Source organism: Pseudomonas sp. FP2196, assembly GCF_030687715.1.
In the GTDB taxonomy this organism is placed as follows: Bacteria; Pseudomonadota; Gammaproteobacteria; order Pseudomonadales; family Pseudomonadaceae; genus Aquipseudomonas.
The window spans coordinates 4197801-4223411 of sequence record NZ_CP117445.1 but is presented as its reverse complement, the minus strand read 5'-3'; the positions used below and the strand labels follow the sequence as shown (position 1 = coordinate 4223411).

The following is a 25611-nucleotide window of genomic DNA, read 5'->3' as shown; positions in this document are numbered from 1 at the left end:
GTAAGATCCGTGGCGGTCAGAACCGGCTGACGCCGAAGCTGTTGGGTTGCAGTGCGCGAATGTCGGCTTCGTGACAGATATCCAGCAGGTAGCCAAGCAGGGTGCGGGTGTCGCGCGGATCAATCAGCCCGTCGTCCCACAGATTGGCGCTGCCGTAGAGCGCGGTGGATTGGCTGTCGAGTTTTTGCGCGGTGACCTGTTCAAGCATGTCGAGCATTTTCGGATCCGGCACCAGGCCGTCCTTGAGCTGTTTGGCTTCGGTGACAATGCGCAGCACCTTGCCAGCCTGGGCGCCACCCATCACCGCCGTGCGGCTGTTGGGCCAGGCGAAGATGAACCGTGGATCGAGACCGCGTCCGCACATCGCATAGTTACCCGCACCGTAGGAACCGCCGACGACCATCGTCAGTTTAGGCACCCGGGCATTGGCGACGGCTTGAATCAGTTTCGAGCCGTGTTTGATCACACCTTGCTGCTCGGATTCAGTGCCGACCATAAACCCGGTGGTGTTGTGGAAAAACAGCAGCGGTGTCTGGCTCTGATCGCACAGCTGGATGAACTGCGCAGCCTTGCTCGCACCGTTGGGCGTGATCGGGCCGTTGTTACCGATGAAGCCGCAGGCGCGGCCCTGGATTTTCAACTGACCGCAAATGGTTTGCTGATCGAACTCGCCCTTGAATTCGAGGAAGCAGGATTCGTCGGCAATCCGCGCGACGATTTCCCGGACGTCGTAGGGCTTTTTCGGATCGTCCGGGATCAGCCCGAGCAGTTCGTCGATGGGATAGAGCGGTTCTTTGTACTGCGGCTCCGGCAGCCACGGCAGTTGCTCGTTCCACGGCAACATACGCAGGATTTCGCGAACCTGGCGCACGCCATCGGCATCGTTCTCGGCGAGGTATTCGGCAGTCCCAGCGATTTGCGCGTGCATCTCGGCGCCGCCCAGTTCTTCATCGGTGGCCACTTCACCGGTCGCTGCTTTGAGCAGCGGAGGGCCGGCGAGAAACAGCTTGGCTTTGCCGCGCACCACCACCACGTAATCCGACAGCCCCGGTTGATAAGCGCCGCCGGCCGTGGCCGAACCGTGCACCACAGTGATCTGCGGCAAGCCCATCGCCGACATCCGCGCCTGATTGGCAAAGCTGCGCGCGCCTTCGACGAAAATTTCCGCCGCATAATTGAGATTGGCGCCGCCGCTTTCGGCGAGGGTGATCACCGGCAGTTTGTTTTCCTCGGCGATCCGTTGCAGGCGCAGGGATTTTTTCAGGCCGCTGGGCGAGATCGTCCCGCCCTTGATCGCGCTGTTGTTCGCCACCACCATCGCGCGAATGCCCGACACGTAACCGATGCCGGCAATCAGGCCGCCACCGGCCGCGCTGCCGTCCTTGTCATCGTGCAGTTTGTAACCGGCGAGGCTGGCCAGTTCGAGGAACGGCGCGCCGGGGTCGAGCAGCAGGTTCAGGCGTTCGCGCGGCAGCAATTGCCCGCGCTTGTCGAATTTCGCCTTGGCTTCGGCGGCCTTGTTCAGCAAGTTCTGTTCGAGTTGTTGCACTTGCTCGATGGCCGTAAGCATCGCCGCGCGGTTGCGGGCGAATGCTTCGCTGTGCGGATCGAGCTGGGACTGGATCTGCGCCATGGCTTACTCCTTGTCCTTGAGTACGTCCGGAAGGTACGCGCGGTGGAAACCATTGAACGACTCGCTGTGAGTCGCCTTGTGCAACGGCCACGCACGACTGCCCAGACTGGCCGCACCGTCGATTTTCAACGTGCTGCCACTGATGAACGCTGCCGCCGGACTGAGCAGAAACACAATCGCCGCGCTGACTTCCGACTCGGTGCCGATGCGTTTGAGCGGCACATGTTCGCGCAGGGTCGGGATCACCGCTTTGAACGCGCCTTCGTAGGTGTCCATGCCGCTGGACGCAATCCAGCCCGGCGCAACCGCGTTGACCCGCACCCCGGCATAACCCCACTCGAACGCGGCAGTCTTGGTGAAGTTGTCCATGCCCGACCGTGCAGCGCCGGAATGGCCCATACCGGGCATGCCGCCCCACATGTCGGCAAGCATGTTGACGATGTTGCCGCCGTGCTTGCTCATCGACTGGTTGAACACTTCCCGCGCCATCAGAAACCCGCCGACCAGATTGGTGCGCAGCACGGTTTCGAAACCTTTCTGATTGATAGAAGCCAGCGGCGACGGGTATTGGCCACCGGCGTTGTTGACCAGTCCGTGGATCGGCCCGTGTTCTGCGATCAACTCGGTGATCAGCAGTTTGACGGCTTCTTCATCGCGAATATCGCACGCTTTCCAGTGCGCACAGCCACCATCCTCGGCGATTTCCGCTGCGACTTTTTGCAGCTTTTCCGGCTTGCGCCCGACCAGCAGCACATTGGCACCTAGGGCTGCGAGCTCATGAGCGGTGCAGCGACCGATGCCGCTGCCGCCACCGGTGACGATGATGGTTTGGCCGCTGAATAGATCGGCTGTAAAAATCGACGCGTAAGCCATGCAAACAATCCTCTAGTCGAACTGCTCGGCGATGCTCTGTGGCACCGGGATCTGGATTTCCAGCAGTTGCTGGGCGAAGGCTTTGCCTTGCGGATCGATGCGCAGACTGACCACGCCACCGCCGCCGAGGGCGTTTTCCAGAAGAAAATTCAGGCTGTGGGTGCCGGGCAGATACCAGCGTTCGACCCGACCGTGAATCGGGTCGAGGACATGGCTCATCCAGTCGACGATGACCGCCGGGGTCAACGCTTCGGCGATCCACGGCAGGTATTCGGGCTGGCGTGGCACGACGCCAATGTTGCTGTGGTTGCCCTTGTCGCCGGAACGCGCCACGGCCAGTTTTACCAGCGCAACACTGGCGTCGGCGCGGCCTTGAGGTTTGGGTGGTTGATCGGCGATTGGCAGATCGTGGCTGTCGAGTGCGGTCAGTGAGGGCAGGGCGCATGGATGTTTTGCACCGGCCATTTCGACGTGCAGCGCGCAGGCACTTTTCTCGATCAGGAACGAAAACAGCCGGATCACCGGATAGACCGTCGGCCGTCCGCCGACGATGCCGGTCAGCCCCGGGGCCATGCCGGTCGCGGCCTGGGCGATTTCCCGGGAGAACAGAATCAGCGCCTGTTTGTGCGGATGGCGCACCGCAATTTTTATGACCACTTCGCGGCTGTCGCGCCGCTGGCCGTGGGGGCCGTAAGTGGCTTCGCTGCCCAGAAGTTCAATGTTGGTTTCGCTATAAGGCGCCCAGCCGCGCTGGCTGAACATTTCTGAAGTCTTGTCGATGATCGCCTGACTGACGCGTTGTGCTTTTTCCACCGCATCGATGCCGGCGATCAGGCAACTGGCGGTACAGCGGAAGCCGTCCGGATAGGTGGCGCTGACTTTGTATTTGTCGCTGGGAGGCAGGCCTTTTGCACCGTGCACATGCACCGCGTTCTTGCCTTGTTGCTGAAGTTTGACCTGACTGAAATCGCAGACCACATCAGGCAACAGATAGGCCTGCGGATCGCCGATTTCATAAAGAATCTGCTCGCCAACGGTCAGCGGTGTGACCAGGCCACCGGAGCCTTCGGGTTTACTGACGATGAATTGGCTGTCGGCGCTGACTTCAACGATCGGGAAACCGATGTGTTCGTAATCCGGCACGTCGCGCCAGTCGGTGAAGTTGCCACCGGTGCATTGCGCGCCGCATTCGATGATGTGTCCGGCCAGCGCGGCCTGGGCGAGTTTGTCGTAGTCGCGCCACGACCAGCCGAATTCATGCACCAGCGCTGCGCTGACCACGGCGCTGTCGACCACCCGGCCGGTAATGACGATATCGGCGCCCAGTCGCAGGGCGTCGACGATGCCAGGGGCACCGAGGTAGGCGTTGGTCGACACGCACATCGGTGGCAGAGGTGCGCCGGTGAACATTTCGCTGATGCCGGTAAGTTGTTTGAATTGCGGTTGCAAGTCATCGCCCAGCAGTACGGCGATTTTCAGTTCGACGCCGGCCTTGTCACATGCCGCTTGCAGCGCCGCAGCGCAAGCCTGAGGGTTGACCCCGCCAGCATTGCTGATGACGCGGATTTTCTGCTCGGCCAACTGTGGCAGCAGCGGCGTCAGCACGTCGACGAAGTCACTGGCGAACCCGGCATGCGGATCTTTCATGCGTGCGCCAGCCATGATCGACAGGGTGATCTCGGCCAGGTAATCGAACACCAGGTAATCCAGGCATCCTCCCGCCACAAGCTGCGCGGCGGCGGTTGACGTGTCACCCCAGAAAGCACTGGCGCATCCGATGCGGACGGTTGTGGGCATTTTTATCTCCGACTCAGCAACCTGCGAGAGAAGTGTCTGGAGGCTACCAAGCAAGCGCTTGGTTTGTAAACAACTGAAACTATCTTCTACCCAAGCGCTTGCTTGGTCGCCGCCGGCGGCTTAAATTGCGCGCAACCCTGCGGTTTCAGGGGGCAACAGACTGATCGACTGTAGGAGAGAACGGGTGGACGAGCAAAAAGCCCTGAGGGTCATGCGCGAACTGGTCGACGAAGGCCAGTTGACCGACCCGGACAGCGCCCGCGGTAAACTGCTGCAAGTGGCGGCTCACCTGTTCCGCAACAAAGGCTATGAGCGCACCACCGTGCGCGATCTGGCCGGCGCGGTGGGCATTCAGTCGGGGAGCATTTTTCATCACTTCAAAAGCAAGGATGAAATCCTGCGCGCGGTGATGGAAGAAACCATCCGTTACAACACTGCCTTGATGCGCGCAGCGCTCGCCGACGCCAGCAATGTCCGCGAGCGGGTGCTGGCGCTGATTCGCTGCGAATTGCAGTCGATCATGGGCGGCAGCGGCGAGGCCATGGCCGTGCTGGTCTACGAATGGCGCTCGTTGTCCGAAGAGGGGCAGGCCAAAGTGCTCGCATTGCGCGATGTTTATGAAGACATTTGGCTGCAAGTGCTAGGCGAGGCGAAGGACGCTGGATTTATTCGCGGAGACGTATTTATTACCCGACGTTTCCTCACCGGCGCACTGTCCTGGACCACCACCTGGTTCCGTGCCGGCGGCAGTTTGAGCCTGGATCAGTTGGCCGATGAGGCGCTGATTCTGGTTCTTGAAGAGCGTTGAAGCACTTTCTATCGGGTCGGGAAACTGGCTAACTGGGCGAAACCGCCTAGCTTGAATGCATTGATCGGTACTTTTTCGGGGAGTGGGGTGTTTTGAAGTCTTCGCCAATTCGGACGGGCGCGGGGTTTTTGCTCGCAGCGCTGGCTGCAATATGGGTAATGCCCACACAGGCAGCGCAATTGGTGCGGGTGGGCGCGGCGCATTTTCCGCCCTATACCGTTCGCCCGGAAAACGGTGCCGACACCGGTCTCTTGCCACAATTGGTCGAGGCGTTGAATCGCCTGCAAAGCGACTATCAGTTCGTGCTGGTACCGACTTCGATTCCCCGGCGTTTCGGTGATTTCAAGCAGGGCCGGATCGATATGGCTATCTTCGAAAACCCGGAGTGGGGCTGGAAGGAGATCCCCCACACCGACGTCGACATGGGGCTGGAGGACGCCGAAATTTTCGTCGCACAACGGGAAGAAGGGCGCAAGGAGAGCTATTTTGCCGATCTCACCGGCAAGCGTCTGGCGCTGTTCAGCGGTTACCACTACGAATTCGCCAACTTCAATGCTGATCCGAAATTCCTTGCGCAGAACTTCAAGGCCACACTGACCTATTCCCACGACAGCAACCTGTTGATGGTGCTGCGCGGGCGCGCGGATATCGCGCTGGTGACCCGCTCCTATCTGAGTGATTACCTGCTGCGCAACGAAAAGGTGCGCGATGAGTTGCTGGTGTCGCAGCGCATCGATCAGGTCTACCACCACTACGCAATTCTTCGTCCAACCGCACCCATTACCGGTGATGCGTTCGGCAAACTGCTGAAAGGTTTGCGCGACAACGGTGAGATGCTGAAAATCTTCGATCCGTACCGGATTGCGGTAGTGCCGGTGCCCCATCACTGAAGCACTGATTGCTGACCAAGCCTAAATTTCTCCGCTCGGCTCACGTCCCATCGTTGAACTGTCGACGATTATCGTGAGCCCGACCCATGTCCAATCTGAAAGACCTGACTGCCCTGGCCTTGCCCTCGGGCAGCCAATTGGTAGCCGATGCAACCGAAAGCCGTCTGAGCCTGAGCCTGGATGGGCAACCATTGATTCGCCTGCGACTGGATCGGGAGGCCAAAGGGCCGATCCAGATCGATGAGCGTTTTGCCCTGCCGCCAGGCCAGGCGCTGTGGGCTGCCTGTTACTGGCTGTTTGCGCGGGACCCGGAGTGCCAGCAATTGACTTGGCAACTGGATCAGCCACCGACCGAAGCTTTACTCAGTGGTTTGTTGGTAAACACCGATGTGCCCGGGGAATACCGCTGCGAGCGCGCGCTGTTCTGGCAACTGCCGCAACCGTGGCTCGGCACGTCGCTGACCGGCAGCTATCCGCAGCAGATGGTCATCAGCGCTGGCAAGCGCCATCCGTTGCGACCAGTGAAGCCGCGCGGTGAGGTTTACCGGCGTTTTGATGCACGCCTGGGAGCGTGGATTTCCCTGCGCACGGTTGAGATCGAAGAAGACCTGCCGCGTTTCAATCGCTGGCAGAACAGTCCGCGGGTAGCCAGTTTCTGGCAGGAAGAGGGCAGCATTGAAAAGCATCGCGAGTACCTGAGCAAACTCGACGCCGATCCGCATGCGCTGACCTTGATCGGCTGTTTCGATGATCAGCCGTTTGCCTATTTCGAAGCCTATTGGGCCAAGGAAGATCGCATCGCACCGTTCTACGAAGCCGACAACTACGACCGTGGCATTCACATGCTGGTCGGGGAGGAGGATCACCGCGGTCCGCACAAAGTAGCGAGTTGGTTATCGGCGTTGGTGCATTACCTGTTTCTGGATGATCCGCGCACTCAGCGCGTGGTTGCCGAACCGCGTGCCGACAACGCGAAGATGATCGGACACATGCAGAACCAGTGCTTCCACTGTGAAAAAGAATTCGACTTCCCGCACAAGCGTGCGGCACTGATGATTCTGGGGCGTGAGCGGTTTTTTGATCGGTGCAAGTTGGCTTGAAGCAAAAGATCGCAGCCTTTGGCAGCTTCTACTCGGGTATCGCGTTAACCCTGTAGGAGCTGCCGAAGGCTGCGATCTTTTTTGTGCGGACAACTGTGTCTCAGCGACGACCCACAGCCACCGCATCCCGACGACTGCCCGACACCTTGCGGCAATGTACCAGTGCATCACGAATCATGAAGTTGACCAAGGTCGGCGAGACGCCGAGTTCCTTGGCGATGTCCTTTTGCGGCACGCCGTGCAGGCGGTACATCTCGAATGCATAGCGAGTGCGGCTGGGCAGCTCGGTCAGCGCATCGGCAATGTTTTCCAGGGTCGAGAAATTGATGTGCGAGGTTTCCGGCGAAGCACCCTGAATAACCACGTTCAGCCCTTCCTCTTCAGGGCCGGAATATTTCTGCTCCAGCGCCTGTTTGCGGTAGTGATCGATCGCGAGGTTGCGCACGATCTGGAACAGATAACTCAATTGAGCCTTGATCGACGACGTGATCGGTGGTGCTGATTGCAGTCGGAAAAACGCATCCTGCACGACATCTTCGGCACGCGACCGGCAGCCGGTAATGCGCGCTGCAATCTTGACCAGAATCAGTCGGTTGTCGACAAAAGCCTGAAGTAGCGGTGAATCGCACCTGCTTGTGGATACTTGTTCCGTCATGGAAATCACCTTGCTGCCAATTGGTTCGTGGGACGCCAGGAGGAGGGGGCGCCCTACACATCGAGCGACAAATTATGTTGAATGATAATGATTGTCAAATGAGAAAGAGAAGTAATGCTCTGAATTAGTGCGATCTGAGAACTGCGACACGCCGCCGCACCCCGGCCCCATTGACGATCCAGCCAGCCGACTAATTATTTCAAGACGTCATCCGTTCTCATTGGTGAATGGTTCCGGATAGAGAGTCCCGACCAGACAGCATTCCCATGCCTTGCGCGGTCGGCGTAGACCGCGTCCTGCATGCCCTCGAAGGGCGTGACGCAGCAACCCGATTCCACTAGCAAGCCGAATTCAGGCAGGAAACCTCATGACCGACGCGTTCGAACTCCCCAGCACCCTGGTCCAAGCCCTCAAGCGCCGCGCGGCCCTGACGCCGGATCGACTGGCCTTGCGTTTTCTCGCTGAAAACGAAGAACAGGCTGTGGTGCTCAGCTATCGCGAACTGGATCAGCGCGCGCGGACCATTGCTGCCGCGTTGCAGGCCGAGGCCGAATTTGGTGATCGCGCGGTGCTGTTGTTTCCCAGCGGTCCGGATTACGTTGCGGCATTCTTCGGTTGCCTGTATGCGGGCGTGATCGCGGTGCCGGCCTATCCGCCAGAGTCCGCTCGCCGTCATCACCAAGAGCGTCTGTTGTCGATCATTGCTGACGCCGAACCGCGCCTGCTTCTGACCAGCGCCGACCTGCGCGATGCCTTGCAACAGATCGAAGGTGCGCCGCCGCTGATGTGTGTCGACACGCTCGACAGCGCATTGGCTGATCGTTGGATCGAACCGACTCTGCCTGCGAACCACATCGCCTTCCTGCAATACACCTCCGGCTCTACTGCCTTGCCCAAAGGCGTGCAGGTCAGCCATGGCAACCTGGTCGCCAACGAATTGCTGATTCGCCACGGTTTCGGTATCGACGTGAACCCGGACGACGTGATCGTCAGTTGGCTGCCGCTGTACCACGACATGGGGCTGATCGGCGGTCTGCTGCAACCGATTTTCAGCGGCGTGCCATGCATCCTCATGTCGCCGGCCTACTTTCTTGGCCGGCCATTGCGCTGGCTCGAAGCGATCAGCCAATACGGCGGCACCATCAGCGGCGGGCCGGATTTCGCCTACCGCCTGTGCAGCGAGCGAGTCAGCGAATCGGCGCTGGAGCGTCTGGACCTGAGCCGCTGGCGCGTCGCGTATTCCGGCTCCGAACCGATCCGCCTCGACACCAATGAGCGCTTTGCCGAGAAGTTCGCCGCGTGCGGTTTCAGCAAAGACAGTTTCATGGCGTCCTACGGTCTGGCGGAAGCCACGCTGTTCGTCGCCGGCACGCCGCGCGGCAAGGGGATTCCCGCGCTGCGCGTGAACGATCAGGCCCTGGCACAGAACCGCGCAGAACCGGGCGATGGCAGTCCAATCATGAGCTGCGGCATCAGCCAGCCGGAACACGCGGTACTGATCGTCGACCCCACCCGCTTGCAAGAACTCGCCGACAACGCCGTCGGCGAAGTCTGGGCCGCCGGGCCAAGCATCGCCCATGGCTACTGGCGCAATCCCGAGGCCAGCGCCAAGACCTTCGTCCAGCACGCGGGCCGCACTTGGCTACGCACCGGCGATCTGGGTTTCATTCGCGAGGGTGAATTGTTCATCACCGGTCGCCTGAAAGACATGCTGATCGTGCGCGGCCATAACCTCTATCCGCAGGACATCGAGAAAACGGTCGAGAGCGAAGTGGAAGTGGTGCGCAAGGGCCGGGTCGCGGCGTTCGCGGTCAGCCAGGATGGCGAAGAAGGCATCGGCATCGCCGCGGAAATCAGCCGTAGCGTGCAGAAAATCCTGCCGCCGGACGCATTGATCAAAGCCATCCGCCAGGCGGTGGCCGAGGCCTATCAAGAAGCGCCGAGTGTGGTGGTGCTGCTCAATCCAGGCGCGCTGCCCAAGACTTCCAGCGGCAAACTGCAACGTTCGGCCTGCCGTAATCGTCTGGCCGATGGCAGCCTCGACAGCTACGCAGTGTTCCCTTCGACCACCTCCGAAACCCGGGATGCGACGGCATCAGCCTCCGAACTCGAAACCCTGATCGGCAAAATCTGGGCCGAACAACTGAACCTCAAACAGGTCAACGCCGACGATCACTTCTTCCTGCTGGGCGGCAACTCGATCGCCGCCACGCAAGTGATCGCCCGCGTGCGCGAGGAGCTGGGTCTTGAACTGAATCTGCGCCTGCTCTTCGAGGCCCCGACCTTGTCCGCGTTCGCCGCTGCGGTGGCGCAGCAGCAACACGGCGGCAGCGCCCAGGGCGAGATTTCCGTCCTGTCGCGCAGTGAACCGATGCCGCAATCGCTGGCACAAAACCGTCTGTGGATCACTTGGCAACTTGACCCGCAAAGCAGCGCCTACAACATTCCCGGCGGCCTGCGTTTGCGCGGCGAATTGGACGTAGACGCGCTGCGCGCCAGCTTCCAGCAACTGATCGACCGCCACGAATCCTTGCGCACACGCTTCTTCGAACGCGACGGCGTGGCGCTGCAACAGGTCGACGCAACAGCTGAATTCAATCTGCAACTGATCGACATCAGCGACCTGCCGGCCGATGAGCGTGAAGCTCGTGCCCAGCAGATCCGTGAGGACGAAGCGCGTACCCAGTTCGATCTGGAAAAAGGCCCGCTGCTGTGGGTGACGCTGATCCGCCTCGACGATGAAGATCACCAACTGCTGGTGACGCTGCATCACATCATCGCTGACGGCTGGTCGCTGAACGTGTTGATCGATGAGTTCTCGCGCCTCTACGCCGCTGCGTCTCAGGGGCAGCGTGCCGAACTCGCACCCTTGCCGACTCAATACGCCGACTATGGCAGTTGGCAGCGCCATTGGCTGGCGCAAGGCGAGGGCGAGCGGCAACTGGCGTACTGGAAAGCGCAATTGGGTGATGAGCATCCGACGCTGGAACTGGCCACCGACCACCCGCGTTCCGCCTTGCAGGTTCACAGCGCGGCAAGACACAGCGTGCGTCTGAGCGTCAGCCTCAGTGAAGCGATCCGGCAGACTGCCCAAGCGAACGATGCCACGCCGTTCATGCTGTTGCTATCGGCGTTCCAGAGCCTGCTGCATCGCTACAGTGGTCAGCGCGACATCCGCATCGGCGTGCCCAATGCCAACCGTCCGCGCCTGGATACCCAAGGCCTGATCGGCTTCTTCATCAACACCCAGGTGCTGCGCGCTGATGTCGATTCGCGGCTGTCCTTTATCGAGTTGCTGGCGCAAACCCGTCAGGCTGCACTCGGCGCACAAGCGAATCAGGATCTGCCATTCGAACAACTGCTCGAAGCTTTTCCGCAGGCCCGCGAACAAGGTCTGTTTCAAGTCATGTTCAACCACCAGCAGCGCGATCTGAGTGCGCTCAAACGCCTGCCGGGCCTGCTCGCCGAAGAATTGCCGTGGCACAGCCGCGAGGCCAAGTTCGATCTGCAACTGCACAGCGAGGAAGACCGTAACGGTCGCCTGACGCTGTCCTTCGACTACGCCAACGAACTGTTCGATGCGCAGACGATCGAGCGTCTGGCCGAACACTTCGGCAACCTGTTGAGCGACGTCTGCGAGCGTCCACAGCAGGCCATTGGCGATCTGCAACTGCTGACCGCCACTGAACACGATCAGCAAAAAGACTGGAGCAGCGCCCCTTGTGCCCCTGCACAACAATGGCTGCCGGAGCTGCTCAATGAACAAGTGCGCCTGACCCCGGAACGCATTGCGCTGGTCTGGGACGGCGGCAGCCTCGATTTTGCCGAATTGCACGCACACTCCAACCGACTGGCGCATTACCTGCGCGACAAGGGTGTCGGCCCGGATGTCTGCGTGGCAATCGCTGCCGAACGTTCGCCGCAACTGCTGATTGGTTTGCTGGCAATCATCAAGGCCGGCGGCGCCTACGTGCCGCTGGACCCGGATTATCCGGCTGATCGTTTGGCCTATATGCTCAGTGACAGCGGCGTCGAACTGCTGTTGACCCAGACCGAACTGCTCGAGCGCTTGCCGGCCAGCGACGGCGTCAGTGTCATCGCCATGGACGCCTTGCATCTGGAAAACTGGCCGAGTCAGGTGCCGGGTCTGCACCTGCACGGCGACAACCTCGCCTACGTGATCTACACCTCCGGCTCCACCGGCCAGCCGAAAGGCGTCGGCAATACCCACGCGGCACTGGCCGAACGTCTGCAATGGATGCAAAACGCCTATCGCCTCAACGAAACTGACGTGCTGATGCAAAAGGCGCCGATCAGTTTCGACGTGTCGGTGTGGGAGTGCTTCTGGCCGCTGATCACTGGCGCGCGTTTGCTGATTGCCGGCCCGGGCGAACATCGTGATCCGCATCGCATTGCTCAACTGGTTCAACAATACGGCGTGACCACGCTGCACTTCGTACCACCGCTGCTCTCGCTGTTCATCGACGAACCGCTGAGTGCCGAATGCACCAGCCTGCGCCGGGTGTTCTCCGGTGGTGAAGCGCTGCCCGCCGAACTGCGCAACCGCGTGTTGGCGCAATTGCCAGCGGTGCAACTGCACAACCGATATGGCCCGACCGAAACCGCGATCAACGTCACCCATTGGCATTGCACCCGCGCCGATGGCGAACGCTCGCCGATTGGCCGACCGCTGGGCAACGTGGTATGCCGCATTCTCGACGCCGACCTCAACCCGATGCCGGCCGGCGTACCCGGTGAGCTGTGCATCAGCGGCATCGGCCTGGCCCGTGGTTATCTCGGTCGCCCGGCGCTGACCGCCGAACGATTTGTGGTCGATCCATTGGGTGAGCAGGGCGCGCGTCTATACCGTACCGGCGACCGTGCACGCTGGATAACCGACGGCGTCATCGAATACCTCGGCCGTCTCGATCAACAGGTCAAGCTGCGCGGCTTCCGCGTCGAACCGGAAGAAATCGAAGCGCGTTTGCTCGCTCAGGACGGCGTCGCCCAAGCCGTGGTGCTGGTTCGCGAAACCGCTGCCGGCGCACAACTGATCGGCTACTTCACCGCCACCGATGCCCGTGAAGATCAAGACGCTCAAATCGCCCGCCTGAAAACCGCACTGGCCGCCGAGTTGCCGGAATACATGGTTCCGGCGCAACTGATGCGCCTTGACGAAATGCCCCTGAGCCCAAGCGGCAAACTCGACCGCCGCGCCTTGCCCGAGCCGCAATGGCAAGTGCGCGAACACGTCGAGCCGGTCACTGAACTTGAGCAACAGATCGCCGCGATCTGGCGTGAAGTGCTGGGTCTGGCGCAAGTCGGTCTGCGCGATGATTTCTTTGCCCTCGGCGGTCACTCGCTGCTGGCCACGCAAATCATCTCGCGTAGCCGTCAGGCCTGCGACGTCGAACTGCCGCTGCGCGCCTTGTTCGAACACAGTGAACTGGGTGATTTCGCCGAACAGATCCGTCTGATCCAGGCCAGCGGCCGCACCAACAAACAGCCGCCGATTGAAAAAGTCGACCGCAGCCAACCGGTGCCGCTGTCCTATTCGCAGCAGCGCATGTGGTTCCTCTGGCAAATGGAACCGGACAGCCCGGCGTACAACGTTGGCGGCATGGCGCGCCTGCGCGGCGTATTGCACGTCGAGCGTTTCGAGGCGGCGCTGCAAGCGCTGATTCTGCGCCACGAAACCCTGCGCACCACGTTCCCGAGCGTCGATGGTGTTGCTCGTCAGCGCGTGCACGCCGAGACTGGCGTGCGCATGGACTGGAAGGATTTTTCGAAACTCGCGGCTGATGTCCGTGAGCAAAGCGTCCAGCAACTGGCTGACGAGGAAGCACACCAGCCGTTCGATCTGGAAACCGGCCCGCTGCTGCGCGCCTGTCTGGTCAAGACCGCCGAGCATGAGCATTACTTTGTTCTGACCCTGCATCACATCGTCACCGAAGGCTGGGCGATGGACATCTTTGCCCGCGAACTCAGCGCGTTGTATGAAGCCTTTGTCGATGACCGTGATTCGCCGCTCGAACCGTTGCCGGTGCAGTACCTCGACTACAGCGTCTGGCAGCGCAACTGGCTGGAGTCCGGCGAACGTCAGCGTCAGCTCGACTACTGGACCGCGCAACTGGGGCGCGAACATCCGCTGCTGGAACTGCCGGGCGACCGTCCGCGTCCGCCGGTGCAAAGCCATCAGGGTGAACTGTTCCGTTTCGATCTCAACGATGATCTCGCCGCCCGCGTTCGCGCGTTCAATGCGCAAAACGGTCTGACCCTGTTCATGACCATGACCGCCGCGCTCGCCACGCTGCTTTATCGCTACAGCGGCCAGACCGATCTGCGCATCGGCGCACCGGTGGCCAACCGCATCCGCCCGGAAAGCGAAGGGCTGATCGGTGCGTTCCTCAACACCCAAGTGTTGCGCTGCCAACTCGACGGCCAGATGTCGGTCGGCGAGTTGTTCGAGCAGGTTCGTCACACCGTGATCGAAGGTCAGTCCCATCAGGATCTGCCGTTCGATCATCTGGTCGAGGCTTTGCAGCCACCACGCAGCGCTGCTTACAACCCGCTGTTTCAGGTGATGTGCAATGTGCAGCGCTGGGAGTTCCAGCAGAGCCGCATGCTCGCCGGCATGACCGTCGAGTATCTGGCCAACGATGCGCGGGCGACCAAGTTCGACCTCAACCTGGAAGTCACCGACCTCGACCATCGCCTCGGCTGCTGCCTGACGTACAGCACCGATCTGTTCGACGAGCCGACCATCGCGCGCATGGCCAAGCATTGGCGCAATTTGCTGGAAGCGCTGATCGCCGATCCGCAGCAACGCCTTAACGAACTGCCGCTGCTCGATAAACCTGAGCAGCAGAATCTGCTCGACAGCCTTGGCATCGAGCCGGGTGAGCATCGTCTCGATCAGTGCATCCATCACCTGTTCGCCGAGCAAGCCCTGGTGCGCAAAGACGCGCCGGCCCTGACCTTCGCCGGCCAGACCCTGAGCTACGCTGAACTCGACGCCCGCGCCAATCGTCTGGCCTGGGTGCTGCGTGAGCGTGGCGTCGGGCCGCAGGTGCGCGTGGGGCTGGCGCTGGAACGTTCGCTGGAAATGGTCATCGGCCTGCTGGCGATACTCAAGGCCGGTGGCGCCTACGTTCCGCTGGACCCGGAATACCCGCTCGACCGTCTGCACTACATGATCGAAGACAGCCGCATCGGTCTGCTACTCAGCGACCGTGCGATGCTCAAAGCGCTTGGCGATTTGCCGCCGAGTGTGGCGCGCTGGTGCCTTGAAGATGACAGCGCGGCACTGGCAGATTACCCGGCCACGGAGCTGCCATTTATCAGTCTGCCGCAGCATCAGGCGTACCTGATTTACACCTCGGGTTCCACCGGCAAGCCGAAAGGCGTGGTGGTCTCCCACGGCGAAATCGCCATGCACTGCCAAGCCGTTATCGAGCGTTTCGGCATGCGCCCGGACGACTGCGAACTGCACTTCTATTCGATCAACTTTGATGCCGCCACCGAGCGTCTGCTGGTGCCGCTGCTGAGTGGCGCGCAAGTCGTGCTGCGTGCGCAAGGACAGTGGGACGCCGAAGAAATCTGCGGGCTGATTCGCACCCATCGCATCAACGTGCTGGGGTTCACCCCGAGTTACGGCAGCCAGTTGGCGCAGTTCCTCGCGACGCAAAACGAAATCCTCCCTGTGCGCATGATCATCACCGGCGGCGAAGCGCTGACGGGTGAACACCTGCAACGGATTCGCGCGGCGTTCAAACCGAGCCTGTTTTTCAATGCTTATGGGCCGACCGAAACCGTGGTCATGCCGCTGGCCAGTCTGGCCCCGGAAGTGCTGGAGGAGGGCGCCGGCAGTGTGCCGATCGGCAGCGTGATCGGTGCGCGTGTTGCGTACATCCTCGACGCCGATCTGGCACTGGTGCCGCAAGGTGCGACCGGCGAACTGTTCGTCGGCGGTGCCGGTCTGGCGCAGGCTTACCATGATCGTCCGGGCATCACAGCCGAGCGTTTTGTCGCTGATCCGTTTGCCGCCGATGGCGGTCGCATGTACCGCACCGGCGATTGGGTGCGCCAGCGCGCCGACGGTCTGGTCGAGTACCTGGGCCGGATCGACCATCAGGTGAAAATCCGTGGTTTCCGTATCGAACTGGGCGAAATCGAAACCCGTTTGCTCGATCACGATTCGATCCGCGAAGCGGTGGTGCTGGCAGTGGATGCGCCGAGTGGCAAGCAACTGGTTGGCTACCTCGTCACCGAGATCGCAGAGCAAAGCGAATCCAAACAGGCCGAATTGCGCGAAGCCCTCAAGTCGCACCTCAAGACGCAACTGCCGGATTACATGGTGCCGACGCACCTGATCCTGCTGGCGAGCATGCCGCTGACCGCCAACGGCAAACTCGACCGCCGCGCCTTGCCGACGCCGGATCCGGAGCTGAACCGTCAGAGCTACGTGGCCCCAAGCAATGAACTCGAGCAAACGCTGGCGCAGATCTGGTGCGAAGTACTTAACGTCGAACAGGTCGGGCTAAACGACAACTTCTTCGAACTGGGCGGCGATTCGATTCTGTCGATTCAAGTGGTCAGCCGCGCGCGCCAGCAGGGCATTCATTTCAGCCCGCGTGACCTGTTCCAGCATCAGACCGTGCAGTCTCTCGCCGCTGTGGCGAGTCGGAGCGAGCAGGTGACGGCCGAGCAAGGTTTGGTCGCCGGTGAATCACGTCTGACGCCGATTCAGCACTGGTTCTTCGACACTGCAATCCCTGAGCGTCAGCACTGGAACCAGGCGTTGCTGCTGGAGCCGACCGTGACCCTGGAACCGCATCGTCTGGAGCAAGCGTTGCTGGCGGTGATCGAGCAGCATGACGCCTTGCGTCTGCGCTTCACCGAGGCCAACGGCGCGTGGCGAGCGACGCACCAACCGGTGTCCACTGCGGCGGTGTTGTGGCAAGAGCGCGTCACCTCCATGGACAAGTGCAAAGCACTGTTCGCCGATGCCCAGCGCAGTCTCGATCTGGAAAACGGCCCGCTTCTGCGCGCCTTGCTGGTCGATGGCCCGGAGGGTCAGCAACGCCTGTTCATCGCTATCCATCATTTGGTGGTCGACGGCGTGTCGTGGCGCGTTTTGCTCGACGATCTGCAAACCGTGTATCACCAGCTCGACGCCAATCAGTCAGTCAAGCTGCCGGCGAAAACCAGTGCCTTCAAGGATTGGGCGGCACGCTTGCAGGCTTACGCCGGCAGCGAATCCCTGCGTGAAGAACTCAACTGGTGGCAAACCCAACTGGCCGGCCCGAACGCTGATCTGCCTTGCGAAAATCCACAGGGCGGCCAGCAGAATCGCCACGCTCAAACGGTCAGCGTGCGCCTGGATGCAGAACACACCAAACAACTGCTGCAACAGGCGCCGAGCGCTTATCGCACCCAGGTCAACGATCTGTTGCTGACTGCCTTGGCCCGCGTGATGTGCCGCTGGAGCGGCCAGGAATCGGCGCTGATTCAACTCGAAGGCCACGGTCGCGAAACCCTGTTCGACGACATTGACCTGACCCGCACCGTTGGCTGGTTCACCAGCGCGTATCCGCTGCGCCTGACCCCGCACGACATCGAAGAGGCCGCCGGGCAGGGCGCTTCGATCAAGGCGATCAAGGAGCAACTGCGCGCCGTGCCGCACAAAGGTCTGGGTTATGGCGTGCTGCGTTATCTGACCGATGATTTCACCCAGCGCAGCATGTCGGCGCTGCCGAACGCACCGATCACCTTCAACTACCTCGGCCAGTTCGACCAGAGTTTCGGCAGCGATGCGCTGTTCCGTCCATTGGACGAGTCGGTCGGTGCCGCCCATGATCCGCAGGCACCGTTGCCGAACGAATTGAGTGTCGACAGTCAGGTCTATGGCGGTGAACTGTTGCTGCGCTGGACCTTCAGCGCCGAGCGTTACGACGCGCAGACCATCAATGATCTGGCCGATGCTTACCTCGCCGAACTGCAAAGTCTGATCAGCCATTGCCTGCAAGACGAGGCCGGTGGCCTGACGCCTTCGGACTTCCCGCTGGCCAGACTGACTCAGGCGCAACTCGATGCCTTGCCGGTTCCCGCCGCGCACATCGAAGACGTCTATCCGCTGACGCCGATGCAGGAGGGCATGCTGCTGCACACCTTGCTCGAACCGGGCACCGGTCTGTACTACATGCAGGATCGCTACCGCATCAACAGCGAACTTGATCCCGAGCGTTTCGCTCAGGCCTGGCAAGCCGTGGTCGCACGTCACGAGGCGTTGCGTGCGTCGTTCTGCTGGAACGTCGGCGAAGACATGCTGCAAGTGATTCATACCCCGGGCCGCACGCCGATCGAGTACCTCGACTGGAGCGCGATCAGCGATGCCGATCAAGAGCCAAAGCTGCAAGCGCTGCTCAAATGCGAGCGCGAGGCCGGGTTCGATCTGCTCAATCAGGCACCGTTCCACCTGCGCCTGATCAAGGTTGGGGCGGCGCGCTACTGGTTCATGATGAGCAACCACCACATCCTCATTGATGCCTGGTGCCGTTCGCTGCTGATGAACGACTTCTTCGAGATCTACACCGCCCTCGGTGAAGGTCGCGAAGCACAGTTGAGCGTGCCGCCGCGCTACCGCGATTACATCGGCTGGCTACAGCGCCAGAGCCTGGCCGAGGCACGCCAGTGGTGGCAGCAGAACCTGCAAGGTTTCGAACGCACCACGCCGATCCCGAGCGACCGCCCATTCCTGCGTGAGCATGCCGGCGAAAGCGGCGGCATGGTCGTCGGCGACCGCTATACCCGACTCAACGTCGAGGACGGTGCCCGTCTGCGCGAGCTCGCCCAGGCCCATCAACTGACCATCAACACCTTCGCCCAAGCGGCGTGGGCACTGGTGCTGCGGCGCATGAGCGGTGATCGCGACGTGTTGTTCGGCGTTACCGTAGCCGGGCGTCCGGTGGAGATGCCGGAGATGCAACGCACTGTCGGCCTGTTCATCAACAGCATTGCGCTGCGGGTGCAGATCCCGGCGGACGATCAGCGCGCCAGTGTGCGTCAGTGGCTAAGTGCTTTGCTCGACAGCAACATGCAATTGCGCGAGTACGAATACCTGCCGCTGGTGAGCATTCAAGAACAGAGCGAACTGCCGAAAGGCCAGCCGCTGTTCGACAGCCTGTTCGTCTTCGAAAACGCCCCGGTGGAAGTTTCCGTGCTGGATCGCGCGCAGAGTCTTAACGCGACTTCGGACTCGGGCCGCACCCACACCAACTTCCCGTTGACGGCGGTGTGCTACCCGGGCGATGACCTCGGTTTGCATCTGTCGTATGACCAGCGTTACTTCGACGAATCGACCGTCGAGCGGATGCTCGGTGAGTTCAAGCGGCTGCTGCTGGCGCTGGTCGACGGTTTCCATGGCGACATGGCCGATCTGCCGTTGCTGGGCGCTGAGGAACAGGACTTCCTGCTTCACGGTTGCAACCAAAGCGCCCATGACTATCCGCTGGAGCAGAGCTACGTTTCGCTGTTCGAAGCGCAGGTTGCCGCGCATCCGCAACGCGTCGCTGCCAGTTGCCTCGATCAGCAGCTGAGTTACGAGGCGCTGAACCATAACGCCAACCGTCTCGGCCATGTGCTGGTCGCGGCCGGAGTGCAAATGGATCAACCGGTGGCATTGCTGGCCGAACGTAATCTGGATCTGCTCGGCATGATTATCGGCAGCTTCAAGGCGGGTGCCGGTTACCTGCCGCTGGACCCGGGCCTGCCGAGTCAGCGTCTGCAACGCATCATCGAGCTGAGCCGCACGCCGGTGCTGGTGTGCAGCGAAGCGTGCCGCGAGCAGGCGCAGACCTTGCTGGATGAATTCAGCTGCGCCAATCGTCCACGTCTGCTGGTCTGGGAAGAGGTGCAAGCCGCCGCGACATCGGCGCAGAACCTCGGCATTCACAGCGGCCCGGACAACCTCGCCTATGTGATCTACACCTCGGGTTCGACCGGCCTGCCGAAAGGCGTGATGGTCGAGCAGCGCGGCATGCTTAATAACCAGTTGAGCAAGCGTCCGTACCTCGATTTGAGCGAGGCCGACGTGATCGCGCAAACCGCGTCGCAAAGCTTCGACATTTCGGTCTGGCAGTTCCTCGCAGCGCCGCTGTTTGGTGCGCGGGTCGACATCGTGCCGAACACCATCGCCCACGATCCGCAAGGTTTGCTGGTGCATGTGCAGGCACAGGGCATCACTGTGCTGGAAAGTGTGCCGTCGTTGATTCAAGGCATGCTCGCCTCGGATCGCCTGAGCCTCGACGGTCTGCGCTGGATGCTGCCGACCGGTGAAGCGATGCCGCCCGAGTTGGCGCATCAGTGGCTGTTGCGTTACCCGCAAATCGGCCTGGTCAACGCTTATGGCCCGGCGGAATGTTCCGATGACGTCGCGTTCTTCCGCGTCGATCTGGCCTCGACCCGTGGCAGTTACTTGCCGATCGGTACGCCGACCGACAACAACTTGCTGTACCTGCTTGATGGCGCGCTGGATCTGGTGCCGTTGGGTGCGGTGGGTGAGTTGTGTGTGGCCGGCACGGGTGTCGGTCGTGGTTATGTCAGCGATCCGCTGCGCACCGCGCCGGTCTTTGTGCCGAACCCGTTCGGCGCACCGGGCGAGCGTCTGTATCGCACCGGTGACCTGGCGCGGCGTCGCAGCGATGGTGTTCTGGAATATGTTGGCCGGGTCGACCATCAAGTGAAGATCCGTGGCTATCGCATCGAGTTGGGTGAAATCGAAGCGCGTCTGCACGAACAGCCGGAAGTCCGCGATGCGGCGGTCGGTGTGCAGGAAGGCGTAAACGGCAAGCATCTGGTTGGCTATCTGGTAGCCGCTGACAGCGCGCTCAATCCGAGCGAACGTCTGGAGCGCATCAAGCAACGCCTGCGCTCCGAATTGCCGGAATACATGGTGCCGCTGCACTGGCTTTGGCTGGAGCAGATGCCGCTCAACGCCAACGGCAAACTCGATCGCAAGGCCTTGCCGGCGCTGGAGATCGGCCAGTTGCAGAGCCAGGATTACCTGGCCCCGCGCAACGAACTGGAGCAGACCCTGGCGGATATCTGGGCCGAAGTGCTGAAGGTCGACAAGGTCGGCGTGCGCGACAACTTCTTTGAACTCGGCGGGCATTCGTTGCTGGCCACGCAGATCGCTTCGCGAGTGCAGAAAACCCTGCAACGTGACGTGCCGCTGCGGGCGATGTTCGAGTGCAGCACGGTGGAGGAATTGGCTGAGTACATCGATGGACTGGCGGCCAGTGATATCACCGGGGAGAAGGCGGATCGGTTGAATGACCTGATGGCGGAGCTGGAGGGCCTTTGATCTCCAGCGTCTGCCAAGTCCTCATCGCGAGCAGGCTCACTCCTGCGGGGGATTTGTGCTTGGTACAGACCCCTTGTAGGAACCAGCCTGATCGCGAATAGCGGCTGTACATTCGCGTACATTTCCAGGGTTGACGATCCAGAACCGGCAGCTCAGTCTGCCGGTTCTCTTTTTTCCCGCGCAGGTGAATCGATGCCTTTTTTCACGGTAGACGGACAAGCACTTCATTACATTGATCAAGGCTCAGGCCCGGCAGTGCTGCTGGCCGGCAGCTATTTGTGGGATCAGGCAATGTGGGCACCACAGATCGCCGCGCTGTCGCCGCACTATCGAGTGATTGCACTGGATCTATGGGGCCATGGCGAGTCCGGGCGATTGCCGCAAGGTACGACTTCGCTGGACGACATCGCCCGTCAGGCGCAGGCATTGCTCGATCATCTGGAGATCGCGCAGGTGACTTTGGTGGGGCTGTCGGTCGGCGGCATGTGGGGCGTGCGTCTGGCCCTGTCGGCACCGCAGCGGCTCAATGGGCTGGTCTTGATGGACACCTACGTTGGTGCCGAACCCGAGCCTACCCGTCAGTACTACTTCTCGCTGTTCAAGCAAATCGAAGAAAGCGGCGAAATTTCCGAACAGTTGCTCGATATTGTCGTGCCGATTTTCTTCCGGCCGGGGATCGATCCACAGTCGGCGCTGTACCAGGATTTTCGCGCGAAACTGGCGGCGTATTCAGCCGATCGCCTGCGCGAAAGCATCGTGCCGATGGGCCGCATCACCTTTGGTCGCGATGACCTGTTGCCGCGTCTGGGCGAGTTGAATGCAGCAACCACGCTGGTGCTGTGCGGCGATCAGGACAAGCCACGGCCGCCGTCGGAAGCCAAGGAAATGGCAGAGCTGATCGGCTGCCCGTGGGGGCTGGTGCCGGAGGCGGGGCATATCTCCAATCTGGAGAATTCGGAGTTTGTTACTGAGGTGCTGCTGAAATTTTTGGCTGAGCGCCATTAAAAAAGATCGCAGCGCCTACAGGGATATACGTTTCCTGTAGGCGCTGCGATCTTTTGATCTTGCTTATTTAGGCCCAAGAATCTTCGCCAGTTTGTCCGGCGTCGGCGCGCCTTGCTGCTGTTGCAGCTCGCCCTTGTCGTCCATGTAGAAAATCGCCGGAGTGGCCTGCAACTCCAGGTCTTCCATCAACTGCATGTTCGCCGCCAGTTTGGTCTGCACTGCTGCTGGAATGTCTTTCAGCGCCTTGAGCGAACTGCCCTTGCCGGCCTTTTCGTGATCTTCCAGGGCTTTACTCGGATCTTTCGCTGCCAGCAGCGCGGCGGATTTGCCAGGGCTGTCTTCGCGGATGATGCCGACCATGATGTGGCGCAACTGCACCTTGCCGGCCTTGACCCAAGGTCGGGCCTGTTCCCAGAACATGTTGCAATACGGGCAGTTCGGATCGCTGAACAGGTACACGGTGCGCGGCGCATCCTTGTTGCCGTCCTGAATCCAGTTACTCGCCTCGAACTTGGCCCAGACTTCCTTGGCCATTGGCGCGTAGACCAGTTTCTGCAGCGGTTCGCTGCTGAGGTCTTTGCCATCGGCGTCGTACAGATTACCCAGCAGCACGTGCTTGCCGTCCGGGGTCAGGTACAGCGCCATGCCGCGGTTCTGGTACTGCGCCGCGTAACCGCGCAAACCATCGGGGGCGTCGAACTGGCCGACGATTTTTGCGCCTTTGGCTTCGATCTGTTTGATCGCCGCAGGCAATTCTTCAGCGGCCTGAACCGACGGCAGTTGCAGCAGGGCAGTGCCCAGGGTCAGCGTCAGCAGGTGGCGGAGGCGGGGCATGGCAGTTTCCTTGAAGAAGTGGCGGGTGCAGCAGTCGGATTCGGGGTATCGAAGTTTTCCAGGGCACGAGCCAGGCTGGCGTTCGACAACTCGCCCAGATGACTGGTCAACAATCGACCATCGCGGTTATAGAACAGGGTAGTCGGCAATGCCATGGAACCCACGGCCTGGCCCAGTCGGCCACTGCGATCGAACAACACGTTGTTGAGGCTCAGGCCTTGAGTTTCGAGAAATGTCGCCACGCTTTGCATGCTTTCGGCCTGATTGACGAACAGGAACGTCAGGTCCGGGCGTTGCTGTTGGGCATTTTCCAGTACCGGCATTTCGCGCCGACACGGTGGACACCAGGTCGCCCACAGGTTGATCACCAGCGGGCCGCCCTGATAGTCGCTGAGTTTAATGGTTTCCCCTGCAGCGTTACGCAGGGTGATATCCGGCAGTCGGGTGCCTTGTTCGTAGATGTTCAGCGACAACGTCGCCAACAGCCAGAACGCTACACCGCTGGCGACGCCAAAGCCCAAAGGCCGACGCAGGCCCGGACGCCGCCAGCCGCGATACAGCGCGGCGAGCAGCAGGACAATGACCCCCGGCCAGGCGAGAAAGCCGCCATCACGCAAATCAACGATCTGCCATGGATCATTGCGGTAGTGCGACCAGTACACCGCGACAAAAGCGATGCGCGCCGCCAGCATGCCCAACAGGAACAGGCTGAACAGCGCCGACTCGGGATTATCGCCGCCGCGTTTGGCCACCCGCCAACCGACGAAGGTTGCCAGTGCCAACGCACTGATCAGCAGCAAATGGTTAAGCGCGATGGCAAAGGTGCCGAGGGTGAAAGTCAGCATTAATTGGCGTCTCGGGTGGTGGTCCAGCGTTGCAGGAACGTATCGGCATCGACTTCACCAGTGATGCGCTGGCTGCGGCGCTCTTCGCCATCGGCGCCGATCCACACGAAACTGGGTGGCCCCGGCACTTTATAGCGGCTGAGCAATTCGCGGCTCGCGGCATTGTCAGCGGTGACATCCAGACGCAGCAGGCGCACGTCACTCAGCGCCTGCATCACCTGGTCCTTACCGAACACCTGTCTTTCCATGACCTTGCACGACACGCACCAGTCGGCGTAGTAATCGAGCAGCACCCACTGGCCTTGAGCCTTGGCCGCATCGAGCTCGCGTTGCAATGCCGTTGGATCCTTGATCGTGGTGAATGCGTCATGGCCACTCGGCGCGGCGCTGGTTGCACGATCGGCGCTGTAGACCTGCAATGGCTGATACGGATCATCGCTACCGCCTGCCGCACCTATCACCAGCAAACCGCCCCACAGCCCGAGCAGTAATCCAGTAGCGCCGAACAACTGGGCGACACGGCCAAAGCCGTCGGACTGTTTCCAGGCGCAATAAGCAGCGATCAATAGCAAGGCGCCGCACAGACCCAGCCACAAGGATGGATCGAGCACCGGGCGCAACATCAGCAGGGCCGTGGCGAGGAACAGAAAGCCGAACACGCCCTTGAGCAGGTTCATCCAATCGCCAGGTTTTGGCAGGAAGCGATTGCCGACCGTCACCAGCAGCAACAGCGGCACACCAATGCCGATCCCCAGCGAGAACAGGATCAACCCACCGTGCAAGGCATTGCCGCTTTGCGCGATATACAGCAGGGCACCGGCCAGTGGCGCGGTCATGCACGGGCCGACCAACAGACCGGAGAGTGCGCCGAGCACACCCGCGCCAATCAGGCTGCCGCCGCTGCGACTGCGCGAGGCGTGTTCCAGTCGATCACGCAAGGCGACGGGCAATTGCAGTTCAAAGAAACCGAACATCGGCAACGCCAGCATCACGAACACTGCAGCGAAGGCACCGAGCAGCCAAGGATTCTGCAACCATGCCTGCAGGTTCGCCCCGAGCAGCGCGGCAATCACACCCATCGCTGCATACACCAGCGCCATGCAGATCACATAGCTGCCGGCCAGCGCAAAACCACGGCGTGGTGTTGCGCCACTGCCGACAATCATGCCCGCCAGAATCGGCAGCATCGGCAACGTACACGGGGTGAACGCCAACAACAGGCCGAGGCCGAAAAACACCAGCAGGCTCCAGCCCAGCGCCCGTTGTTGCAGGCTGCTGGCCAACGCTTGATCCGGTGCTTCGGCGCCTGCCGAGGCGGTCGCTTTGCCGCCCAGGTCAATCACTCGGGTTTGCGGTGGATAACACAGGCCGGCATCTGCACAGCCCTGATAACTGACTTTAATCTGACCAGTGGCCGCGGCCGGGATCTTCACTTCCAGCCCTTGGCGATAGACCGGTTGTTCACCGAAGTACTCGTCGCTGTGAGATTCGCCTTCGGGCAGCGTCGGTTGCTGTGCGGCCGTCAGACCGTCGAACTTGAGACGTTTCTGGTACAGGTAATAGCCGTCGGTGATCTGCCAGAACAGCTGGGTTTCACCGGATTCCAGGCGTTCAGAGGTGAGCACGAATGCCTTGTCGACCGGCAGAAACTCCGGTTTTGTATCAAATGGATTGTTTCCAGCCTGGGCCAGGCTCGAAATCAGCAAAGCAAACAAAAAAATAAAATGACGCATGGAGGAGCCTTGTCCCTGTGCAAGTGGGGTGCAGAATGGGCGGCGGCGATTAACCGATAATTAACCGTAGCCTAC

Annotated in this window: 12 protein-coding genes; 5 read left to right on the top strand and 7 right to left on the bottom strand. The window is 61.0% G+C overall.

Features of this window, described 5'->3' with window-relative positions; translation table 11 throughout:
• Positions 1–16: 16 nt before the first annotated feature.
• The 3 genes from atuC to PSH79_RS18795 are packed head-to-tail and all read right to left on the bottom strand — an operon-like array spanning position 17 to position 4303.
• Positions 17–1633 carry a geranyl-CoA carboxylase subunit beta gene (gene atuC, locus PSH79_RS18805; protein ID WP_305438945.1) on the bottom strand — a complete coding sequence of 539 codons (1617 nt, stop codon included), beginning with the start codon at positions 1631–1633 and terminating at the stop codon, positions 17–19.
• Positions 1634–1636: 3 nt separating this feature from the next.
• On the bottom strand, positions 1637–2506 hold the full coding sequence (locus PSH79_RS18800; protein ID WP_305438943.1) for an SDR family oxidoreductase: 870 nt from the start codon (positions 2504–2506) through the stop codon (positions 1637–1639).
• A 12-nt stretch (positions 2507–2518) separates the two neighbouring features.
• Entirely contained in the window at positions 2519–4303 is a 1785-nt protein-coding gene (locus PSH79_RS18795) for an acyclic terpene utilization AtuA family protein (RefSeq protein ID WP_305438942.1), read from the bottom strand.
• Between the two features lie 184 nt (positions 4304–4487).
• Here PSH79_RS18795 and PSH79_RS18790 point away from each other — a divergent pair, with 184 nt between their 5' ends.
• The 3 genes from PSH79_RS18790 (at position 4488) to PSH79_RS18780 (ending at position 7101) form a co-directional block, all read left to right on the top strand.
• A complete protein-coding gene (locus PSH79_RS18790) occupies positions 4488–5111 on the top strand; it encodes a TetR/AcrR family transcriptional regulator (protein ID WP_158959345.1) in 624 nt (207 codons plus the stop codon).
• A 92-nt stretch (positions 5112–5203) separates the two neighbouring features.
• The gene (locus PSH79_RS18785; RefSeq protein ID WP_305438940.1) at positions 5204–6001 is read left to right on the top strand and encodes an ABC transporter substrate-binding protein; all 798 of its coding nucleotides are present in this window, start codon (positions 5204–5206) and stop codon (positions 5999–6001) included.
• Positions 6002–6087: 86 nt separating this feature from the next.
• Entirely contained in the window at positions 6088–7101 is a 1014-nt protein-coding gene (locus tag PSH79_RS18780; RefSeq protein ID WP_305438938.1) for a GNAT family N-acetyltransferase, read from the top strand.
• 100 nt (positions 7102–7201) lie between these two features.
• On the opposite strand, the gene PSH79_RS18775 is transcribed toward PSH79_RS18780, so the two are convergent.
• Positions 7202–7756, bottom strand: coding sequence for an RNA polymerase factor sigma-70 (locus tag PSH79_RS18775; RefSeq protein ID WP_064120208.1), 555 nt, complete (start codon positions 7754–7756; stop codon positions 7202–7204).
• Between the two features lie 367 nt (positions 7757–8123).
• Here PSH79_RS18775 and PSH79_RS18770 point away from each other — a divergent pair, with 367 nt between their 5' ends.
• Together PSH79_RS18770 and PSH79_RS18765 are read left to right on the top strand one after the other, a co-directional pair.
• Entirely contained in the window at positions 8124–21119 is a 12996-nt protein-coding gene (locus PSH79_RS18770) for a non-ribosomal peptide synthetase (protein ID WP_305438937.1), read from the top strand.
• Positions 21120–21311: 192 nt separating this feature from the next.
• A complete protein-coding gene (locus tag PSH79_RS18765; RefSeq protein WP_305438936.1) occupies positions 21312–22124 on the top strand; it encodes an alpha/beta fold hydrolase in 813 nt (270 codons plus the stop codon).
• A 63-nt stretch (positions 22125–22187) separates the two neighbouring features.
• Here PSH79_RS18765 and dsbG read toward each other — a convergent pair whose 3' ends face one another.
• From dsbG to dsbD, 3 genes are read right to left on the bottom strand one after another with little or no spacing between them, the layout of a single operon-like run.
• Positions 22188–22958, bottom strand: a complete 771-nt coding sequence (dsbG, locus tag PSH79_RS18760) for a thiol:disulfide interchange protein DsbG (RefSeq protein WP_305438934.1) — start codon at positions 22956–22958, stop codon at positions 22188–22190.
• Complete coding sequence (locus PSH79_RS18755) at positions 22934–23803, bottom strand: TlpA disulfide reductase family protein (RefSeq protein ID WP_305438933.1); 870 nt, start codon at positions 23801–23803, stop codon at positions 22934–22936. Before PSH79_RS18755 ends, dsbG begins: the two co-directional genes overlap by 25 nt.
• Positions 23803–25536, bottom strand: a complete 1734-nt coding sequence (dsbD, locus tag PSH79_RS18750) for a protein-disulfide reductase DsbD (RefSeq protein WP_305438932.1) — start codon at positions 25534–25536, stop codon at positions 23803–23805. Before dsbD ends, PSH79_RS18755 begins: the two co-directional genes overlap by 1 nt.
• Between the last annotated feature and the right edge of the window lie 75 nt (positions 25537–25611).